The sequence below is a fragment of the Methylocystis suflitae genome, assembly GCF_024448135.1.
Taxonomy (GTDB): Bacteria; Pseudomonadota; Alphaproteobacteria; order Rhizobiales; family Beijerinckiaceae; genus Methylocystis; species Methylocystis suflitae.
Map to the genome: position 1 here is coordinate 1 of NZ_JAMRYX010000135.1, position 19,767 is coordinate 19,767.

The 19,767-nt window shown below is 59.2% G+C and carries 18 protein-coding genes and 2 pseudogenes; 9 read left to right on the forward strand and 11 right to left on the reverse strand.

Annotated elements, in window-relative coordinates:
- The 4 genes and pseudogenes from NEI07_RS10370 to NEI07_RS10385 form a co-directional block, all read right to left on the reverse strand.
- Positions 1 to 160, reverse strand: a pseudogene (locus tag NEI07_RS10370) (IS66 family transposase); the annotation flags it as partial.
- A gap of 69 nt (positions 161 to 229) precedes the next feature.
- Positions 230 to 583, reverse strand: a complete 354-nt coding sequence (tnpB, locus tag NEI07_RS10375; RefSeq protein WP_124738387.1) for an IS66 family insertion sequence element accessory protein TnpB — start codon at positions 581 to 583, stop codon at positions 230 to 232.
- Complete coding sequence (gene tnpA, locus NEI07_RS19740; RefSeq protein ID WP_407659882.1) at positions 580 to 1,020, reverse strand: IS66-like element accessory protein TnpA; 441 nt, start codon at positions 1,018 to 1,020, stop codon at positions 580 to 582. Before tnpA ends, tnpB begins: the two co-directional genes overlap by 4 nt.
- A 1,307-nt stretch (positions 1,021 to 2,327) precedes the next feature.
- Positions 2,328 to 3,674 (reverse strand): IS1380 family transposase, encoded by a 1,347-nt coding sequence (locus NEI07_RS10385; protein ID WP_256034406.1) that lies wholly within the window; start codon positions 3,672 to 3,674, stop codon positions 2,328 to 2,330.
- A 79-nt stretch (positions 3,675 to 3,753) separates the two neighbouring features.
- Here NEI07_RS10385 and NEI07_RS10390 point away from each other — a divergent pair.
- A pseudogene (locus NEI07_RS10390) lies at positions 3,754 to 4,496 on the forward strand (Crp/Fnr family transcriptional regulator).
- Positions 4,497 to 4,583: 87 nt separating this feature from the next.
- On the opposite strand, the gene NEI07_RS10395 reads toward NEI07_RS10390, so the two are convergent.
- Positions 4,584 to 5,381, reverse strand: a complete 798-nt coding sequence (locus tag NEI07_RS10395; protein ID WP_256034407.1) for an N-formylglutamate amidohydrolase — start codon at positions 5,379 to 5,381, stop codon at positions 4,584 to 4,586.
- A 122-nt stretch (positions 5,382 to 5,503) separates the two neighbouring features.
- Here NEI07_RS10395 and NEI07_RS10400 point away from each other — a divergent pair, with 122 nt between their 5' ends.
- Positions 5,504 to 6,406 (forward strand): transglutaminase family protein, encoded by a 903-nt coding sequence (locus tag NEI07_RS10400; protein WP_256034408.1) that lies wholly within the window; start codon positions 5,504 to 5,506, stop codon positions 6,404 to 6,406.
- A 51-nt stretch (positions 6,407 to 6,457) separates the two neighbouring features.
- Positions 6,458 to 7,285, forward strand: coding sequence for a transglutaminase-like domain-containing protein (locus tag NEI07_RS10405; protein ID WP_256034409.1), 828 nt, complete (start codon positions 6,458 to 6,460; stop codon positions 7,283 to 7,285).
- Between the two features lie 114 nt (positions 7,286 to 7,399).
- On the opposite strand, the gene NEI07_RS10410 is transcribed toward NEI07_RS10405, so the two are convergent.
- Entirely contained in the window at positions 7,400 to 8,071 is a 672-nt protein-coding gene (locus NEI07_RS10410) for an IS6 family transposase (RefSeq protein ID WP_256034410.1), read from the reverse strand.
- 323 nt (positions 8,072 to 8,394) lie between these two features.
- Between NEI07_RS10410 and NEI07_RS10415 the strand changes: the two genes are divergently transcribed.
- Both NEI07_RS10415 and NEI07_RS10420 read left to right on the forward strand, forming a co-directional pair.
- Positions 8,395 to 10,224, forward strand: coding sequence for a PHA/PHB synthase family protein (locus NEI07_RS10415; RefSeq protein WP_256034412.1), 1,830 nt, complete (start codon positions 8,395 to 8,397; stop codon positions 10,222 to 10,224).
- Positions 10,225 to 10,469: 245 nt separating this feature from the next.
- On the forward strand, positions 10,470 to 11,231 hold the full coding sequence (locus NEI07_RS10420) for a hypothetical protein (protein WP_256034413.1): 762 nt from the start codon (positions 10,470 to 10,472) through the stop codon (positions 11,229 to 11,231).
- A 311-nt stretch (positions 11,232 to 11,542) separates the two neighbouring features.
- Here NEI07_RS10420 and NEI07_RS10425 read toward each other — a convergent pair whose 3' ends face one another.
- A complete protein-coding gene (locus tag NEI07_RS10425; RefSeq protein ID WP_256034414.1) occupies positions 11,543 to 13,177 on the reverse strand; it encodes a phosphoenolpyruvate carboxykinase in 1,635 nt (544 codons plus the stop codon).
- 171 nt (positions 13,178 to 13,348) lie between these two features.
- Entirely contained in the window at positions 13,349 to 13,723 is a 375-nt protein-coding gene (locus tag NEI07_RS10430; protein WP_256034415.1) for a phasin family protein, read from the reverse strand.
- A gap of 1,044 nt (positions 13,724 to 14,767) precedes the next feature.
- Between NEI07_RS10430 and NEI07_RS10435 the strand changes: the two genes are divergently transcribed.
- Positions 14,768 to 15,070: a hypothetical protein gene (locus NEI07_RS10435; protein WP_256034416.1), complete on the forward strand. Its 303-nt coding sequence runs from the start codon at positions 14,768 to 14,770 to the stop codon at positions 15,068 to 15,070.
- 102 nt (positions 15,071 to 15,172) lie between these two features.
- On the opposite strand, the gene NEI07_RS10440 is transcribed toward NEI07_RS10435, so the two are convergent.
- Complete coding sequence (locus NEI07_RS10440; RefSeq protein ID WP_256034417.1) at positions 15,173 to 15,826, reverse strand: glutathione S-transferase family protein; 654 nt, start codon at positions 15,824 to 15,826, stop codon at positions 15,173 to 15,175.
- Between the two features lie 119 nt (positions 15,827 to 15,945).
- On the opposite strand from NEI07_RS10440, the gene NEI07_RS10445 reads away from it, so the two are divergent.
- Positions 15,946 to 17,160 carry a polyhydroxyalkanoate depolymerase gene (locus NEI07_RS10445; RefSeq protein WP_256034418.1) on the forward strand — a complete coding sequence of 405 codons (1,215 nt, stop codon included), beginning with the start codon at positions 15,946 to 15,948 and terminating at the stop codon, positions 17,158 to 17,160.
- A gap of 76 nt (positions 17,161 to 17,236) precedes the next feature.
- Here NEI07_RS10445 and NEI07_RS10450 read toward each other — a convergent pair whose 3' ends face one another.
- Together NEI07_RS10450 and NEI07_RS10455 are read right to left on the reverse strand one after the other, a co-directional pair.
- Positions 17,237 to 17,599 carry a hypothetical protein gene (locus tag NEI07_RS10450; protein ID WP_256034419.1) on the reverse strand — a complete coding sequence of 121 codons (363 nt, stop codon included), beginning with the start codon at positions 17,597 to 17,599 and terminating at the stop codon, positions 17,237 to 17,239.
- A 38-nt stretch (positions 17,600 to 17,637) separates the two neighbouring features.
- Positions 17,638 to 17,901, reverse strand: a complete 264-nt coding sequence (locus NEI07_RS10455; protein ID WP_256034420.1) for a hypothetical protein — start codon at positions 17,899 to 17,901, stop codon at positions 17,638 to 17,640.
- On the opposite strand from NEI07_RS10455, the gene NEI07_RS10460 reads away from it, so the two are divergent.
- Positions 17,901 to 18,140, forward strand: a complete 240-nt coding sequence (locus NEI07_RS10460) for a hypothetical protein (RefSeq protein WP_256034422.1) — start codon at positions 17,901 to 17,903, stop codon at positions 18,138 to 18,140. The genes NEI07_RS10455 and NEI07_RS10460 overlap by 1 nt on opposite strands.
- Before the next feature lie 384 nt (positions 18,141 to 18,524).
- Positions 18,525 to 19,628: an IS630 family transposase gene (locus NEI07_RS10465; RefSeq protein ID WP_256034424.1), complete on the forward strand. Its 1,104-nt coding sequence runs from the start codon at positions 18,525 to 18,527 to the stop codon at positions 19,626 to 19,628.
- The last annotated feature ends 139 nt before the right edge of the window (positions 19,629 to 19,767 follow it).

The window sequence follows — 19,767 nt, forward strand, 5'->3', positions numbered from 1 at the left end:
GCATCTGGTCTTCTGGCAACGTCTCGGCGCGGCGACCGAAGCGATGACGCTGCATCCCCTCGATGATCTGAACGAGCCGCTCGTTGCGCGCCCGTTCGGCAAGAAGCATCGCCTTCAGTTCGTTCGGATCGTCGGGAAGCGCTTCGATCGCTTGCGGCATAAGCAAAGCAGATCATATTTTCGGGCGCGTCGCGACGATATTTGCAGCGCCGATTCACTATGCCGCAGATCAGCCGGCCAGAGCCGGCGCCGGCGTCTCTTTCGCGCGCACGCGTTTCCAGTCCAGCCCTTCGAGCAGCGCCGAAAATTGCGCCGCGGATAATCGCATCACCCCGTCTTCGATCTTCGGCCAACGGAACTCGCCGTCCTCCAGCCGCTTGGCGAACAGACACACGCCGGTGCCGTCCCAGAATACAAGTTTGATCCGATCCGCCCGCTTGGCGCGAAAAACATAAATGGCGCCGTCGAAGGGATCGGCCTGCATCGTCTCGCGCACCAGAGCCGCCAAACCTTCCGCGCCCTTGCGGAAGTCAACGGGCTTCGTCGCCACCATGACGCGGACCGCGCCCGTCGGGCCGATCATGCGCGCCTCTTCAAGGCGCCGACAATCGCCGTGACCATCGCCACATCGGCGCCGCGCCAGACCCAGACGCTCGTGCCGTCAATATCGAGTTCGATCACATGCGGCCGCGCAGCGATGGATTTGCTCTCCGATAATGACGGCACAGGCGGTACCGATGCTTCGTCCCACGCCTCGACAACGACAGGCGCGAAGGGTGCGCCTCCGGACAACGCCGCTTTCCGCCGGGCTTCGCGTCGCCAGGAAAATAGTTGCTGCGGCGTCAGTCCGCGGCGGCGCGCAACTTCCGAAACGACAGCGCCAGGCGCCAAGGATTCCTCGACCGCTTGCGCCTTCTCGTCATCCGACCAACGACGACGGCGCTCGCCGCCGCCCGCGATCACTTCGATCCGCCGAACAGCGTCGCACTTAGGCTCAAGCGTATGATCAAATCTGGACACAAGCCTTATCTCCGTCAGGAGATCAGACTCGCTGCTTTCAGCGTCCGTTGGAAGGTGTGGCCGCAACAGCGCTTACAATGAAACTCGTCAGGCATCGGTTCGGCTAAAAACTGCGAGTATTTCAGTTGCAGTTGCTCACCGAGCTTGCTGAGGCTGTCGGCAAAATCAGGAGATGGAGGCACGCCTCTCCAGTCAGGGGGCTTTTGGCATCGCATTGCACGTTCTCCTCTACCCGTTTCGTGCAGAGCGGCGCGGGCGGCCGCGATGCTCCTCGCATCGCGGGTTCGGGCGCTTTCCGGCGTCACTTGGCCGTTTGCCCGCTTCATTGCCTGGTCGACTCCGCATCTTTTCCAGTTGAATCGCATCGGTTTGAATCGCATCAGCTCGTGAATCTTGAGATTTCAGCGAACTCAGTCATCACGTGCGTTTGCGTTCCATTGTCGCCGGCGCCTCCAGTCAGGATCGCCGGCAAAAGCCCTAGATAACTATCGAGGGCGTAGTTCAGGATTTATCCCTGACGACGCGACAGCTGTTCCTGTTGCGTCCTTCACCCGTCGGACCAGTTTCTCGATCGCCTGGTCATCCGAGACAGAGAGCAGATGAAAGTCGGAAGGCGCGTAAACCACTCCTCGCGGCGATATGATTGAAACGTTGCACTCGCCTCCATGGATGAGTCTCAAAGCCAGAGCGACGGCCTCAGAGCCGCTTCCACGAGAATATGCGAAGCTTACGTCCCTTTGCTTGATGCTTACGATGTAGCTCATGATCAACCTTCGTTCGTTCATCCTTTCTTCGCCGCCTAAAGCTGCAGCTGATGTTGAACCGCGCAGAGATAAAAGCGTTGAGTATGAGAAGAAACGGATCGGTCCCGGTAGGAGCGCGGGGGGATTTACCGGGACCGATAGCTTGCGACGCTGCGCGTTCTATTATTCCTGAGCAGCGCATCAAGATGCTTTCGCTCATCGCCCCACTTTGTGCGAGGCTTGAGGTATCTTCTGACGTTGACCTCAAAATTCTGAGGCCAATTTAAAAGGGTACGCGAGACAAGATTCAATATCTGTACAAAATTGCTCACACCCAAAAGAGTTGAACTTGATCATGACGCTAGCGACACGTGACCCAACTATAGAGGGACCATGATGGCCACTAACCCATCTTATTCGTGACGGCGCGACTTTCGGCGTCATCGTGATGTCGGGCGGCATGACCGCGCGGCGGCGTTCGGGTTTTTCACCCCTTCGAGGACCGCACTTTCTGGAACGCGTTGGAGGGATAGGAGGGACGAGCGGGGCACGCCGCCCCGTCGTTCACGGGCCTCCGGCCATGAGCAGCGCCGCTGGCAAGGAGCAGAAGAGATCGGCTTCGGGACAAGCGGCGGCAAAGGCGAGGCGCACGCGGCTCGCGGTCTCGATCACGCGCGCTGCGATCTTCAACAACCGCAGGCGCAGCGTCGAGAACTCGGCTTTCGCCAGATCGCGCGGGCTCGGGATCGCATCGCGCACGCCGAGCATCAGCCAATAGGCGGCGGTGTGCAGGACGAGGCGAACCTGATTGGCGAGCGCCGAGCGGCATGAGGTTCGATCCGAGCAAAGCTGCGTCTTGTGAAGCTTGATGAGGTTCTCCGCCTGTCCGCGCGCGCAATAGAGGCTGTCGTAGAGCCATTGCGGCGCGCCATGCGCGAGATTGGTGACGATGAAGCGGATGTCGAGGCCGATCCGCGTCGCTTCGATGCGGGCGATCGCGCGGCGCTCCCTGTCCCAGGATTTGGCGCGGTGGCGCGTCTCGGCATAGCCGCGCACGACGTCCTTGTCGTCGAGGGCGCGCTCGACACGGACGGCATCCGCTGTCGCGTCGACCTTCTTGGACAGCGGCTTGGTTCCGGGAAGGCCGAAGACATAATCGACGCCATGACCTTCACACCAGGCCATCGCCTCTTGCCGCGCATAATGTCCGTCGCCGCGAAACAGGATGCGGGTCGCCGGCCAAGATTTGCGAATATGCCGCACGAGCCGGCGCAGGTGCGCTCTCACCTCGACGCCGGACGGGGTCTTGCCCGGGCGCAGGATCATGGCGACGGGGCGGCTCTTCTGCGTGTCGTAGACATGGATCGGCAGAAAGCAGCGCTCATCGTAATGGGCGTTGAACAGCGATAATTGCTGATGGCCATGCGCGATGTCGCATGTGTCGTCGATGTCGAGCGTGATCGAGGGTGGCGGGTCGTCGTAGGAGGCCATCCATTGGTCGACGAGCGCGTAGGTGAGACGGATCACGTCGCGCAGGGCGGGCGCATTCTCGAGCCGCGACAGCGTCGGCTGCGAGGCGAGATCGCGGCCCGTGTCAGGCAGGCGCCCGCAGGCGAGCTTGAACGCCGGATCGGAGCGCAGAAAATCGAGATCGTCGGCATCCTCATAGCCGCAGCCGATCGCGAAGATGCGGGCGCGAATCATATCGGCGAGCGTATGGGTGATGCGCGAAGGGTCGCGACGATCGGGAAAGCAGCGCGCCAGCCGTTCGGCGACGCCGAGCCGCCGCTCCGCCATGGCGAGCAACATGACGCCGCCGTCCGAGGAGATGCGTCCGCCGTCGAAAGCGGCTGTGACTTTCTTGCCTTGGACGGCTGGAAAGGAGAAGGCGGGAAACGTATCGTCCGTCATGGCGGGCGTGGCTGTGAGGTCGGAGCGGAACGGGTTGGTGTCAGCAGCCGAATCCTACGCCGTTTCAGCCACCTATGCTATGCTTGCCAGCCTTCGAACGGCGCCGTCACGAATAAGATGGGCTAGTTCCAATGGCGTCTTCGAAGTGGACGCGTTCCTCGTTACCGTGAGCGAGGGAATCAGCGTCATCAGTCCAAGCAAGGGTCAGGCTGTCTTTTCGCAGGGCGCCCCGGCGGACGCGCTGTTTTATATTCAGAAGGGTAAGATCAAGATCACCACGGTGTCGAGGCACGGCAAGGAAGCAGTAGTGGCGATCCTTGGGGCCGGCGATTTCTTCGGGGAAGGATGTTTGACTGGGCAACCACGGCGCATCTCAACCGCAACTGCGATGGTCGACTCCTCGATTTCTCGTTTGGATAAGGCAACGGTATCCGCGTCCTCCATGACCAGCCTGATTTCACAGAACGCTTCTTGTCCTATTTGCTGGCGCGGAACAGTCGAATGGAAGCGGACCTTATCGATCAGCTTTTCAACTCTAGCGAAAAGCGACTCGCCCGGCTTCTTCTTCTTCTCGCCAATTTCGGTAAGGAAGATACGCCGGAGCCAGTGGTGACGAACGTCAGTCACGAAACTCTCGCTGAGATGATTGGCACGACTCGATCTCGAGTAAGTTTCTTCATGAACAAATTCCGGAAACTGGGTCTCATCGACTATAATGGAACGCTTAGGGTGCATAGCTCGCTGCTGGGCGTCGTACTTCACGACGGACCGCACGCCGTTCGCAGTTCGAAAGCGGCCGATTTAGACCAAGACTTCGAATAAAAGGTGTTATCGCACAGCGCATGACGAGCGCGATCAGCCGCCCCTTGATGCAGACGGCGCGACGACGTTCCTCAAGACAACGCCATCCTATCGCCTGAAGGTTACGACGTCCGCCAGCGGTTGATATGCCTGCGGCAGCAAACGGGCGAGCAGCGCGCCCCACGCGTGCTGTCCGCTGTGGGCCGCAATCAGGTCCTGGCGGATCTCGACCTCGACGTGAAGCAGGCCACGTCGCTCGCCATGCACCGGAATGGTGTAATCCGACTCATCGGTCACGCTATAGGGCTCATTGTCGCCGACGATGAGTCCTTCTTCACGTCTGAGCGAAGCTATCAGGATATCGGCGAAACGCGCGTCGCGATTGTAAAGCACGCCAGCATGCCAGGGCCGCGCTGCGCCCATGAAGACCGGCGTAAAACTATGCATCGCGATCAATGCCGCCGGCCTTCCCTCCCGCCATCGCCGATCAAGCTCGGCTTTGATCCGATCATGATAGGGCTGGAAAATCTCCCGCAGGCGCGCGTCCTTCTGGCCTTCGCTCAAGCCAACGTTTCCAGGGATCGGGGTAAACTCGCTGATTTCGGGGATTGACGCCTCCGACTCCGGCGCGCGGTTGCAGTCGATGACCAGGCGCGAATAGTTCTGCTGCACCAAAGTGGCGTCGAGCGCGTCCGCGACGAAGCGGGAAACCTCGGCTATGCCAATGTCCCAGGCGATGTGGCGCGCCAATTCGCATTCCGGAACGCCGAGCCGGCCGAGCGCGCGCGGGAGGGAATTGCCCGCGTGATCAACTACGATCAGCAGCGGCGAGAGGCCGTTTTCATTATGCACCGTGAGCGGCGCCGGTTCGTCGGCCGCCAATAGGCTGTATGGCGTTCCATTCATTGGCGTTCTCTTTCATTGAGTCGGCGGCGCCGCAAAGTGGCAAACGAGTCCCGTTCCTGGCGCGGAAATTGCCTGCTATCGGTACTTGTATTATCCGCAACTTGGATGAGCGCGGGACCGCAATGCCGATTCTCACCGTCCGACACGTCACGACTTACCATTATGCGCAGCCTGTCGCGTTCGGCGAGCACCGGATGATGCTGCGTCCGCGCGATGATGATGACCAAATCGTGCTTGAGTCCGAACTCGAAATTACCCCCGCGCCGAGCCAAATCTCCTGGACGCGGGATATTTTCGGCAATCATGTCGCGACCGCCCGTTTCGCGGAACGCGCCTCGGAGCTTCGCGTCGAAAGTACCATGCGTCTCCGCCACGCGCCGACCGACTTCAAAGAAGCGGATATTGAGGACTTTGCGCGGAGCCATCCGTTTGTATACGGCGAGGAAGAGACGCGCGATCTCGCGCGCTTCCTCACGCCGCAGTCGCAGCATCCCCGGCTGGATCGCTGGGTCTCCGCATTCCTGCGTGAGGACGGATCGGCCGACACCCACAAGCTTCTCGTCGAGATGACGCAGACCATCAACCGGACCTTCAAACATGTGGCGCGACATGAGAAGGGCGTGCAGGACCCGGTCCAGACTTTGGAACTCGCGAGTGGAAGTTGTCGCGACCTTGCGACGCTGATGATCGCGGCGCTGCGCTCGCTTGGAATCGCCGCGCGATTCGTTTCCGGATATCTGCATCTTGACGATGATGATGACGACGGCGACATCGGGGGCAACACCCATGCCTGGGTCCAGGCCTATATCGCCGGCCCTGGCTGGGTTGACTTCGATCCATCGAGCGGCATGTTCGGGAATCAGAAGCTGGTGCGCATCGCGGTTGTGGACGAGCCAAGGGAAGCGATTCCGCTGCAAGGAACATGGATCGGGACGGCGTCCGACCATCTCGCCATGAAGGTCGCCGTCAAAGTCGCCGCTGCTGCGGACGCCGAATGCGGCGCTCTTATGAGCGCGGGAGGATGATGCCCGACCGTTGCGACGGCTCCGCTTGTTCGAGCAGAGGAGGCTTTCCCGATGAAGATTCGCGCCGGCTATGAAATCACCTATCACTGCCCGCAGCCGACGCCCATGATTCTGACGCTGAGCGTCCATCCGTCACGCCTCGCTGATGTGCTGACCGCGGATCGCATGCGCCTCGATCCGCCCATTCCCGCCAACACCTATCACGACAGTTTCGGCAATTTCTGCCACGTCATCCGCGCACCTGTGGGTCGGCTGACAATGTCCTCGGACTTTCTTGTGCAGGACAATGGCGAACCCGACCCAACCGCCGCGCAGGCCGAGCAGCATGCGCTCGAAGACCTGCCGGTGGAGGTTCTGATCTATCTGCTCGGCAGCCGCTACTGCGAGACCGATCGCCTGTCGGACTTGGCGTGGTCGCTTTTCGGTCAGGTTCCGAAGGGTTGGCCGCTGGCGCAGGCGATCTGTGACTATGTCCATGATCGCCTCGCGTTCGATTACCAGCATGCGAGCCCAACAAGAACAGCGTGGGACGCGAATACAGAGCAACGCGGCGTGTGCCGCGACTTCGCCCATCTCGCCGTCGCCTTATGCCGCTGCATGAATATTCCAGCGCGTTACTGCACCGGCTATCTTGGGGACATCGGCGTGCCGCCGGACGATGCCGCGATGGATTTCAGCGCCTGGTTCGAAGTCTATCTCGGCGGCCGCTGGCACACGTTCGACGCTCGCCACAACACCCCGCGAATTGGGCGCATCCTGATTGCGCGCGGACGAGATGCGACTGACGTCGCGATGGTGACCTCATTTGGCCCGTGCACGCTCGCGAGCTTCAGGGTGATCGCCGAGGAGGTCACGGCGCCGACGTCGGCGATCACGTGACGTCTTTCAAGGCCTCGCTGAACAGGTTTGGTTCTGCGGCGGAGACCATCTCCAAACGGTTTTGTCGCAAATTTTGTGTGTGGACGAGGTGGGCCCCTGGAACGACGACGAGGTTTACCCCGCCAGCGAATAGAACTGCTGCGCTGGACGCATTTTGCCCGTCATCCGCAATTGGCCCTTTCTGATCATGTGCATGAGCTCGACCCCGGCGAGCGTCACTGCAGCTGATCGGAGGGATTTGAACCCCAGCATTGGCCGCGTCACTCGTTTGACGGCTCGGTGATCCTGTTCGACGATGTTGTTCAAATATTTCACCCGACGGATTTCGATGCCCGCCTCATGTTCCGCGTCGTAGCTTTCGATCGCCGCCGTGTTGGCGCCGCTCTTGTCGATTGTGATCTTCTCTGGCGCGTCATGCTGACCGATTGCCTTGCGTAGGAACCGCAACGCGGCTTTACGATCCCGCTCGGCCGTCAGCAGGAAGTCCACCGTGGCGCCAGCCTTGTCGACGGCCCGATACAAATACTTCCAGCTTCCTTTGACCTTCACATAGGTCTCATCCAATCGCCAGCTGACGCCAACTGGGCGTTTGCGGGCGCGAAATTGTTGATCCAGTAGGGGGACGTATTTAACCACCCAGCGATTCAGCGTGGAATGGTCGACCTCGACGCCGCGCTCTTCCAGCATTTCCTCGAGCTGCCGATAGCTGATCGGATAGGCCACATACCAGCGGATGCCCCACAGGATCACCTCACGTTCAAAATGGCTGCCTTTAAACTCGATCATCGCGCCGTCTCGCCGAATTTGTTTCCAGCGATTATACGCCAAGCCTCAGCCACGAAAAGTTTGCGACAGAGCCGTTTTCGTTCCGGCTCTTAGAACGGCCCGAGAAAACCTCAGGGGCGTCACTCACTCGAAAATATCAAAACCCGCCAAAATGATCGCCCCCGAGTGCAGGCGCCATGGCGGATGCCGTCTTGCTTACTGCAAATGCGTTTTCACACAGCAAAGACCCGTAACCGACTTTCGGAGAGTCCGCTCGCGCCCAGCACTTGACCAGATGGTATGACAAGGATTGCATGGACGCAGAATGGACCGCAGGTGGGCATATGGCTCAGAATTCGACGCAGCCACCATGGGATGCAGCCGCTCTCGCGACGCAATTGGGCAAGATCGCCGAGACGAGCCAGCGGCTCGTCCAGGACTTCCTGCTCGAACGGCCCGACATCGCGCGGGTCGGCATGGGCGATGTGACGACGTTACCCGGCGCCTTCATCGAACTGACGACGAAGATGATGAGCGATCCGGCGGCGATCGCCCGCACGCAGATCGATCTATTCAACGATAGCCTGCGCGTCTGGCAGACGACGGCCGAGCGCTTGATGGGGCATGGCGCCGGGAACGAAGAACCGCCGAAGGATAAGCGTTTCAAAAACTCCGCCTGGACCGAGAGCGTGGTCTTCAATTTCGTCAAAGAGAGCTATCTCATTTGGACTAAGGCTGTGCTCGCGGCGGTGCACGGCGCGGAGGGGCTCGACTCCGCGACCGCGCGCAAGGTCGATTTCTATACGCGCCAGTTCGTCGACGCGCTCTCCCCGTCCAATTTCGTCGCAACCAATCCGGAGGTCCTCGCTGCGACGCTCGAGACTGGCGGACAGAACCTTCTGCGCGGCCTCGAGAACCTGCTCGAGGATTTGCAGCGCGGCAAGGGTCGGCTGTCAATCACCATGACCGACATGGGGGCGTTCCGCCTCGGTGACAACATAGCCGCGACGCCGGGCAAGGTCGTCTTCCAGAATGAGCTGATGCAGCTCATCCAATATACGCCGGCAACGCCCGACGTGCGTCGCCGACCGCTGCTGATTGTGCCACCGTGGATCAACAAATTCTACGTGCTCGACCTGCAGCCGAAGAACTCCTTCATCAGATGGGCCGTTGATCAAGGCCACACGGTCTTTGTCATCTCCTGGGTCAATCCCGATGAGAAGCTCGCCGAGAAGAGCTTCGCGGACTACATGCAGGAGGGTCCGCTCGCAGCCCTCGACGCGATCGAGATGGCGACGGCCGAACGTTCAGTTAACGCCGTTGGTTATTGCCTGGGCGGCACGTTGCTCGCCTCGACCCTTGCCTATATGACCGCGCGCGGCGATGAGCGGATCGCCAGCGCCTCCTATTTCGTCACGCTTGTCGACTTCACGGATGCCGGCGACATGGCAGTGTTCATCGACAATGAGCAGCTCGCTTCGCTCGATGAGCGCATGAAGGAGCGGGGCTATCTTGAGGCGCAGGACATGGCGATGTCGTTCAACATGCTGCGCTCGAACGATCTGATTTGGTCCTTTGTGGTGAGAAATTATCTCCTCGGCAAGGAGCATTTACCGTTCGACCTCCTTTACTGGAACGCCGACTCGACGCGCATGCCGGCAGCCATGCATTCTTTCTACCTGCGCAATATGTATCTGATGAATCTGCTGGCGAAGCCCGGCGGCTTGCGCTTATCGGGCGTGCCGCTCGACTTGACGCAGATCACGACGCCGACCTTCATCCTGTCGACGCGGGAGGATCACATCGCCCCGTGGAAGTCCACCTATGCGGCTACCCATCTTTACAAGGGGCCGGTCAAATTCGTTCTAGCCGCCTCGGGCCATATGGCCGGGGTGATCAACGCGCCGGGCGGCAAGTACGGTCATTGGACCAACGATGACCTGCCGGCGAAGCCCGACCAATGGTTCTCGGGCGCCGCTGCGCAGCAGGGTTCGTGGTGGCCGATCTGGGACGAATGGGTGACGGGCTTCGCCTCCGGCCGGATGCCCGCGCGCCAGCCCGGCGACGGCAGGCTGACCGTGATCGAGAACGCGCCGGGCTCCTACGCGCGGGTGAGATCGGACGCCCGCGCCGGCCCGTTTGCGCCGACTTGGTCGACTTCGAAACGCGCCTGACCATAGCGAGCGCATAGCCCATGGCGCCTATACAGAAAACCCTAGCAATTTTGCCGTGTCCGATGGCCAGTTTTCCGGACCTTCCTCGCTTACTTTCACGCTATACGGAAATCACTGAGTTCGAATTGCGTCACTTAGGACTCGTGCATCTCCGGCTCGCGAGTCTTTAATAGAATTTTAGGTAGATGCTCGCGAGGCTTGTCACAGCACCCTTAGCCACCCTCGTAGCGCGTCGGAGTTCGTACATGTCCCCTCCTGTGGACGACCCCGTTACCGAGGCCAGCGTCGCCGCTGTCTCCCCACAGGATGCGAATCTCCTGGACATAAAGGTAGGGGCGGCTGATGCAACGTTCGACTCAACGTCATTCAAGAAGGCCGAAGTGGCCTTCGCGCGAAATCTGCCCCTACTCTTCGAACGTCTCGTAACTTTTGCTCCGCGCGCGGCGCTGGCGGCTGGCGTGTCGGGTTTCGCATGGGTGGCAGGTTCGTATTTTTCTGGCGGTCAGTCTCAGTTTTACGCCATGAAGCCTCAGCCCAGCCCGACCGTCGTGGCTCAGGAGAGCGCGGAGCGCGCCGAGCTGCTCCGCATGAAGCAAAAAATCGCTGAGGATATTCGCGCCCTCCAAGCCAGAGTCGAAGCTATGCCTACTGCGCGAAGCCTGAGCGCGAGGGGTGCCACTTCCGTCGAGGACTTGAAGAGGCGTCTCGATGCAATGAAGCGGGAAACCGGTGCCGCGATCGCTGATCTGGCGGGTAAAATCGAGCACATGCAACGCGAAACCACGGCGAAGTTTTCCCAAATCAGCGAGCAGCGCAATCAGACAGAACGCCAGATCGTTCCCCCGCCTGCCGCTTCGTCACGTGCCGCCGCTTCGGAATTAGCAGTGGGGACTATCCCGAAGCAGGCCCGAAAACGGCGCGACGACGCCTTCGACCCATCTCAAAACCCTGGAGCCCCAGGAGCTCCTCGCCCGCTTGAGATCCCGGCCCACGACCGCGAGCACTAACGTGGCGGGCGATCAGCTTCTGCCGCTCGATAACGCATGCCGGTAAAGGGTAACCGCTACTCAAAATGTTAGTTGCGAGGCCAAGACCGTGCCACAGATTTGGAACACGGTCCTTGCGGGTTGACCGCCGTCGAACGCCCGAACGCGGTATCGCGACTTCATTTGAATTTGCACCACAGCCGACGCCGACAGCGCGAATATGGCTGTGCGGCCCGCGCGTCGGTTTCGTCACGTTGTCGAACGATAGAGGTGAATGATCTCTCTGACGATCGTGCTCATGCTGCAGCAGTCAGGACACGAGAGTAGTGCGACTACCCCGCGCCAACTACATCCAAGGCGGCGTCCTTGACATCTGTATCGACGTGCGGCTCGAACGTGACGAAGTTGGCGCGAAACATGTCGACAAGCTTCTTTGCGGTCGCTTCGTAATCTTCCTTCGACGCCCATGTCTTGATCGGGCTCAGCAGGTCCGGTTCGACGCCTGGCGCCGAGGTTGGCACGGCGAGGCCGAATGAAGCTTCGGTGTGAAAATGCATCTTGTCGAGCGTGCCATCGAGCACGGCGGCGAGCAGGCGGCGCGTCACGCGGATCGGCATGCGGCGGCCGATGCCGTATGAGCCGCCTGTCCATCCTGTGTTGACAAGCCAGCAGTCGACGTGATGGCGCGCAATGAGGTCACGCAATAGATTGCCATAGACGATCGGATGGCGCGGCATGAACGGCGCCCCGAAACAGGTCGAGAAGGTCGCTTGCGGCTCCGTGACGCCCTTCTCCGTGCCCGCCACTTTGGCCGTATAGCCGGATAGAAAGTGATACATGGCCTGGCTCGCGTTGAGCTTGGCGATTGGCGGCAGCACGCCGAAGGCGTCACAGGTCAGCATCACGATGTTCGTTGGATGGCCGGCGCGCCCGGTTTGCGAAGCATTGGGAATAAAGTCGAGCGGATAGGCGACGCGCGTGTTTTCGGTCTTCGAATCATCGTCGAAATCAGGGACGCGGGTCAGCGGGTCGAGGACAACGTTCTCCATCACCGATCCGAAGCGTTCGGTCGCGGCGTAGATCTCAGGCTCAGCCTCGCGCGACAGCTTGATCGCCTTGGCGTAACAGCCGCCCTCGAAATTGAAAACGCCCTCCTTGCTCCAACCGTGCTCGTCGTCGCCGAGCAGGGTGCGGGTCGAGTCGGCTGACAGCGTCGTCTTGCCGGTGCCGGAGAGGCCGAAAAAGATCGCGACGTCGCCGCCGGGCCCGACATTAGCGGCGCAGTGCATCGGCATCGTGTCCGAAGTGGGCAGGACGAAATTGAGATAGGTGAATACCGATTTCTTCATCTCGCCGGCGTAATGCGTGCCGCCGATGAGAACGATCTTGTTTGTGAAATCGATTGCGATAATCGTCTCGGAGTGGCAACCGTGGCGAGCGGGGTCGGCTTTGAACGATGGAAAGTCGACGATCGTCAATTCTGATTCGAAATAGGGCAGGTCGTCGGTCAGCGGACGAATCAGCATGTTGCGGGCGAATAGCGAGTGCCATGCGAACTCGGTGAAGACTCGGGTCTTGATGCGAAAGGCGGGATCGGCGCCGCCATACAGATCTTGAGCAAAGATTTCCTTGCCTTTGGCATGGTCAATGAAGTCGGCAAGCAGCGCGTCGAAGTGGTCTTTCGACATGCGGCCGCAGTTGTCCCACCAAATTGCGTCTTCGGTGACTGCGTCGGCAACAATGAATTTGTCCCTGGGCGAACGGCCCGTGTGGACGCCGGTCTCAGCGACAAGCGCGCCGCCCCTTGCAATCACGCCCTCATGTCGGCGGATAGCTTCCTCATAGAGGAGGGGCGCGTCGAAATTATAGGAAATGCTCCTGAAATCGTGAAACCCAAATTTATCCGCGCCAAAGCTCGGGTTGAAAACACCAAAGAATTTCGAATGGGCATGTCTCTGAGGCGCCATGGCCGTCTCCAGGCTCTACCTGCGAGTGATGTCTTAGATCGGCGCTGAGGCGGGTTATGTTTCGGCTCTGACTCACACGCCGACAAACGCTTCGAAAAAGCCCGCTCGATGACCACAGCTGATCGAGCGGGGTTCGTCGGTTGAGATGCGACGCGTAAAACCTGCGTAAGATCAGCTCTGCTTCGCAGCGACCGGCACCTTTGACGGAGAAGCGGAGACTGGCGACTGTGCGGGCGACGCGACATTGATCGGCTTGAACGCTCCCTTGGCCAGGCTCGAATACAGCTCGCCAATCTTGGTGGCGTGGGCCAGGAAATCGTCATAGGCGGATTTGGCGAAGTCCGACTGGAGCTGGATCGCCTCGTCGATCTTCTTCACGCCAATCAGCTTGTCGAAGAACGCACGGCCTTTCTCAAAGGACTTCTTTGAATAGTCCGTCGTTTCGGCCGCGATGGCCTCTAGACCCTTGGTTGACGCGGCGGTCGCCGTGGTAAACGCCTCGAACGGGTTCGTGCCGAATGCCTTAATGTCTGGGAACACTGTCATCGTTTATCCCCTTCTGGTCTAGGCGCGCGGGCAATTCCAGCGCGGCTCTAAGGGTTCACCGCCTATGTGCACTGCACAAATAAGTCAAGATATATGTTGCGACGCAAAATAAAAACGGAGCCCGGCCGGGATGTTGCGATATGATCAAATCAAGCAGACCATGTCACATTGCACTTGATTGCAAGAATGCGCCGGTCCGCGCCAGATGCTGCAAATGTGAGAATATGTTTGGTCGATATTCTCACATTTTTTCGCAACCCCAGCGGGAACGGCGAACCCTGTAGGCCACCGGACGCCCCCACCCCTTTATGGAGGCGCCGCCGAGCTCTCTTCGATCCACAATGATGCAGCTGCTCGCGGCCAAGCGGTGAGTGCACGCGCCCCTTAACGCCGCCGCTCCAAGAAGACGTCATTAGGCTGCAGAAAGCCAAGCAGCTTTTTATCTGCAGGAAGAGCTTCCCGGGTCGTGACCATGCCAGTGGAGAATGTCACGAAGCTGCGCCGGACGCGCCCAATTCGCGGCAGTACGCCAGTCGGACCCCGTTTGCGATAGCACGACCGGTCTATTTCGAAGCTCCGTGGATGACCAGCAAGTTCTCAGGGCGCGGGCCTTATTGCGCCGCTTTGCGCAAATCTGAAACAGCTAAGCGTATTGCGGCACCCCGATGTTTACGTAGGCGCCTTGCCGCTCACACGCGCAAAGAATTGCCTCATTGAGTTCCGTCGTGGGCGCGGCTTGCTAAGCTTGTTTCGCAAGTCTAGCGGATCGAGGCCCGCATCAGCGCGGCTGCGCTGCTGAAGGGGCTTCGGCGGGGGCGTTCCTAGGTCAACTAAACCGCGTCAATCCAATACGATGACGCGAACCCCGCAAAGCCGTGGGGTTGGCGACTGTAATCATCCAACAACCATCATAAAAATTAGCTTGTCGGATCCGCTCAACACCATGTGTCGGCACGATTAATGCAGAGATGCGAACAGACGCCGGGCCTGCTCGAACAAGCTGCGTCGCTATACCGAGCTTTGGCAAGCAAGACGAAACCAAGGGTGGGCGCGATGTCCTTGGAAAAGTCCACCCTTCTGAAGAGCCCGAGCTGGGCCTTTTTACACACCATCCTGATGGGCAACGCGACGCTCGTGGAACTTGCCTTTATCGATGCCGGCATCGCCTTAAATTGCGCTTGGAAGCTTTCGAGCGTGAGGTCGACGATGGAATTCAGCGACGTCGTGACCAATCATACGCGTGAACAATTCGACGCCCTGTCAGAAAAGGTCGCCAAGCTGTCGGCGCTTGTGCAGAACGGCTCACCGGAGAACAGCGAGAATATGAAGCTCAGTTTATGGGACTAGAAACCGAAATATTTTACTGGCGCTAGCGATCGAAATCCATTGCCTGAGTGTTGAGGCATCGATGGGAAATAAAAGGAGTCTCCGAAGGCTCGAAGTCGGCCGTCAGAATTCGACCTCAAGCTCCTCGATCTCGTCTTTTTCAAGAAGCGCTTGCGCGATCCATTCCTGCATCGCGGGCCATGCTAAGATGCGGTCGCAATAGGCCTGGCAAACTTCATCGAGCGGGACGTCATAGGTGCGGAAGCGGGTCGCTACCGGCGCATACATCGCGTCCGCCATCGAGATTGCGCCAAACAGATATGGACCGCCATAGGCGTCGAAGCATTCGCGCCAGATCTGCGTGACGCGAGCGATGTCTCCCTGCGCCTTTGACCAGACCTTGAATCTTGGAAAATGCGCCTTGAGATTCATCGGGAGCGCCGAGCGGAGGGAGGTGAAACCCGAATGGATCTCGCCACAAACGGCGCGGCAATGGGCGCGGGTTATACGATCCGCGGGCAATAGTCCCGCCGTCGGCGCGACCTCGTTGAGGAATTCGCCGATGGCGAGCGTATCCCAGATTTTAGCCCCTTCGTAAGTGAGGCACGGAACCAGGATCGATGGCGACAGCAGCAAAATTTCCGCGCGCGCCGAGACATCGTCGGGACTGATAACGATCTCTTCAAAATCGATCCCCGAGAGCTTCGCCATCAACCATCCGCGCAAGGACCATGAGGAATAGTTCCTGCTGCTGATCGTGAGCGTTGTTGCCGGCATGACTGGGTCCCGCATTTCCAACCATCACAGCAAACATCATGCCATCGGAACCCAGCATGGCATGGGGCTTGCTCCAGCATCTCTTGACGAAAACCGAAATTTCCGTGACGGCACGATGTATGTATGATGCCTACCAAAGCTATGCCGACATAAGCGATCGAATGCGCATTGTGGCGGCAAGCGGCGAGCGCTTACTGCGCCAGTGGGGCACAACGCAGTACGCCTACCCACTGCGGTGCATGGAAGCCTATTACGAACTCGTCGTGCTCGCGGGGTTCACGCATGAGCGGCCGGACTACCAGATTACGCAGCTGACGACCCATGACCGCGCCGTCGTGGATGTCGTGGAAGAAACGGTGCTGACCACACCGTTCTGCTCCTTGCTCCGCTTCTCGCGCAAGGACGCGGACAACGAGCCACGCGTGCTGCTCGTCGCGCCGATGTCCGGTCACTTCGCCACGCTTTTGCGCGGCACCATCCGCACTCTGCTGCGCGACCACGACGTCTATGTTACCGATTGGCGCAACGCGCGCGACATTTCGCTCGATAAAGGGGCCTTCGGTATCGACGATTTTGTCCAGTGCATCATCGATTTCATCAAATTCATGGGGCCGCAGTCCCATGTCGTGGCGGTATGTCAGCCTGCAGTGGCCGCGCTCGCCGCTGTGGCGGTGATGGCGGAGGACAACGACCCGGATCAGCCCGCCAGCCTGACGCTCATGGCGGGACCAATTGACACATGCGCCTCGCCGACAAAGGTCAATGAATTCGCCAAGTCGAAACCGATCGAATGGTTCCGGGAGAGGTTGATAGGCGTGGTGCCGCGATCGCTTCGGGGCGCCGGCCGGCGCGTCTATCCAGGCTTCATCCAACTGACTGCCTTTATGAGCATGAACGTCGATCGCCACACGAATGCTTTCGTCGATCTATTCAGAAATCGCGTAGAGGGTAACTCCGAGAAGGCAGACCGGATTCGCTCCTTCTATGAGGAATATTTTGCGATTATGGACCTCGATGCGGACTTCTATCTCCAAACAATTGAGACCGTATTCCAAAAGAATGCCCTCTTTGAGGGGAAGCTGCTCTTTAAAGGGCGCTCGGTCATGCCAAGCGCCATCAAAAAAACCTTTCTCCTTACGGTCGAAGGCGAGAAAGACGACATTTGCGCCGTCGGACAAACCCTTGCCGCGCAGGATTTGTGCAGTGGATTGCGCTCCTATATGAAGTTGCACCACCTGCAGCCAGACGTAGGCCATTACGGCGTCTTCAACGGCCGGCGTTGGGAGAGCCAAATCTATCCAGTCCTGCGCGACCACATCCAGTGCAGCGTCTGAGGTAGGTCGGGTTGGGAGTGTGGCATTGTCGCGTTGGCGAACGACAGACGCGAAAGACCTCGTTTGGTGATCGTGCTCATGCTGCAGCAGTGGCGAACGCCAATGCGAACGCCACATGTCCGTCACCGAGGTGAACGAGACGCGGATATATCGAAGTGCCGATCGTGCGAGCTTGGAGAAAAAGCCCTCGACGAGGTTGATCTATGAGCAGTGCTTCGAGAACACGAAGGAGAAACCTTCCCTCGGGCTGCGTGGCGAGCCAGGCCTTGGTCTCCTTGGAGATGTGCGCTGAATAATTGTCGAGGATCAGCTTGATTGCCGCTGACGAGGGATGCGTAGCGTCGAGCTTTTGCAAAAAGCCTATGAATTCGCGCGAACGATGTCCTTCCTCTACGCTGGCGTGAACAGCACCGATCACAAGATCGATGCCGGCCAGCAAGCTCAGCGTTCCGTGTCGGACATATTCATGATCGCGCGCTAGGCCGCCGTGTCGCAAAGGCTCTGGCGGCAAATCCGGCACCGTTGTTCCAGTCGACTAGATGCCGGGCTTTTCGTCATAGGAGATGATTGCAAGCGGCGCGCTTTCTCGCTCGTTCGCGGAAGCAGATTGCTTGAGCAATTCGACTTCACGACAACGCTCAAGACCTCGGCCGTCTTCTCGTCGAACAAGCGATCGCGGCGTTCCAGATAATAGCGCACCTTGTGCGGCTTGATCTCGTAGGCGGCGAGGATCTTGCACAATGTTCCTTGAGCAAGATTGGCAAGGCATTCGTGTCCTGCTGCCGGACCGTGTTCGCGAATATGTCGCGCGTCAGCAGCCGAGTCGTCCACAATTCGTGTGGATAGCCGAGGCCCTTTGGTTTGAGGCAGGCAAGATCGACAACGAAAGTTCGCGCTTCTTCCGGGACAACGCGCTCACGTCCTGGACGCGGACTGTCGTCGAGAGCAGCTATGACGCCGAACCTTTCGGCCCGCCGTAAGCATCGTTCGACGATTTGATTTATAACGCCGATGGCTCGACTGGGGTGCGACCGACCGCGTAAAAAGAAGGCGTGTCGCGCTAGGCAAGGAGCGTCCGCGCGCGCGTTCGACCCGGCTCGCCGGTTCTATTCGCGAACGCGCAAGCCTCATTAACTTCACCAGATCGCTCTCCGTAAATCCCACCTCGATTACTCGACGTGGAGCCGCCATGGTCAAACCTATCTCGTTCAGCAAATCACTGAATAAGTGCGTATAAACGCAGCAGTGCTCCGACGGAATCCGTCGCATATGAGCGGATTCAAGGAATCTGATTACTAGTCATCTGGAACTGAAGTTCGTTTCATTATAATTTAACGCTTCCGGATGAGAGCGGGAGCGCGATTATGGCCAATGCGACAGGACGTCCGATTGCTCCGTTGATCCTCAGCGCAGAAGAAAGAGCGTATCTCGAAGGACAGGTTCGTCGTCATCGTGTAGCGCGGTCTTTGTCGGAACGCTGCCGCGTGATCCTCCGGTGCGCGGACGGCGTTCCCAGCAAGTCCGTTGCGAGCGAGATTGGCGTCCATGAGCATACGGTCGGCAAGTGGCGTCGGCGTTTTCTGAGGGACCGCATCGAAGGGCTCCTGGACGAAGCCCGTCCAGGCAGACCTCGGACAATCAATGATGATCAGGTCGCCGCCGTCATTGAGCGCACGCTCCGGTCCACGCCAAAGGACGCCACGCATTGGACCATCCGATCCATGGCGACGGAGACAGGCTTTTCGCACACAACGATCCGAAGAATCTGGAACGCTTTCGGCTTGCAGCCCCATCGCACGGAGACTTTCAAGCTTTCCAGCGACCCGCTGTTTGTCGACAAGGTCCGCGACATCGTCGGTCTTTATCTGTCGCCGCCGAATCGGGCGCTGGTGCTGAGCGTCGATGAGAAGAGCCAGATACAAGCGCTTGATCGCGAGCAGCCTGTCCTTCCGATGATGCCGGGCGTTCCGGAGCGACGGACTCACTCTTATGTCCGCCACGGCACGACGTCGCTGTTTGCAGCCCTCGACATCGCTTCAGGCTTTGTGATCGGTAAATGCTATAAGCGTCATCGAGCGACGGAGTTCTTGGACTTCCTGAAGCAAATCGACGCGCGCGTTCCCGAAGGGCTCGACATCCATATCATTTTGGACAACTACGCCACTCACAAAACCGCTGTAATCAAAAACTGGCTGGCGCGCCGCCCTCACTACTACGTGCACTTCACGCCAACATCGGCGTCGTGGATCAATCAGGTTGAGCGCTGGTTCGCCGAACTCACTCGCAAGCAAATCCGTCGCGGCGTCCATACGTCAACGAGCCAGCTTGAAGCAGACATCCGCGCCTTCATCGAGCGGCACAATGAAAATCCCAAGCCATATCGGTGGACCAAAGCCGCGGATGAAATCCTCGCCTCAGTCAAACGCTTCTGCCAGAAAACAGAGCAGACATTAAGTGGCGAACTTTAGATTCGCGTGACTAGACCTCTTCGCGGCTCTCACGCGTCATTTGGAGGGGAGATCACCCCACACTCTTTTTCGGGAACACCCCAGGCAACGCGTCGATCATCGAAGCGCGCGTCCAACCGATCGGGGGTGGGCCCACCTT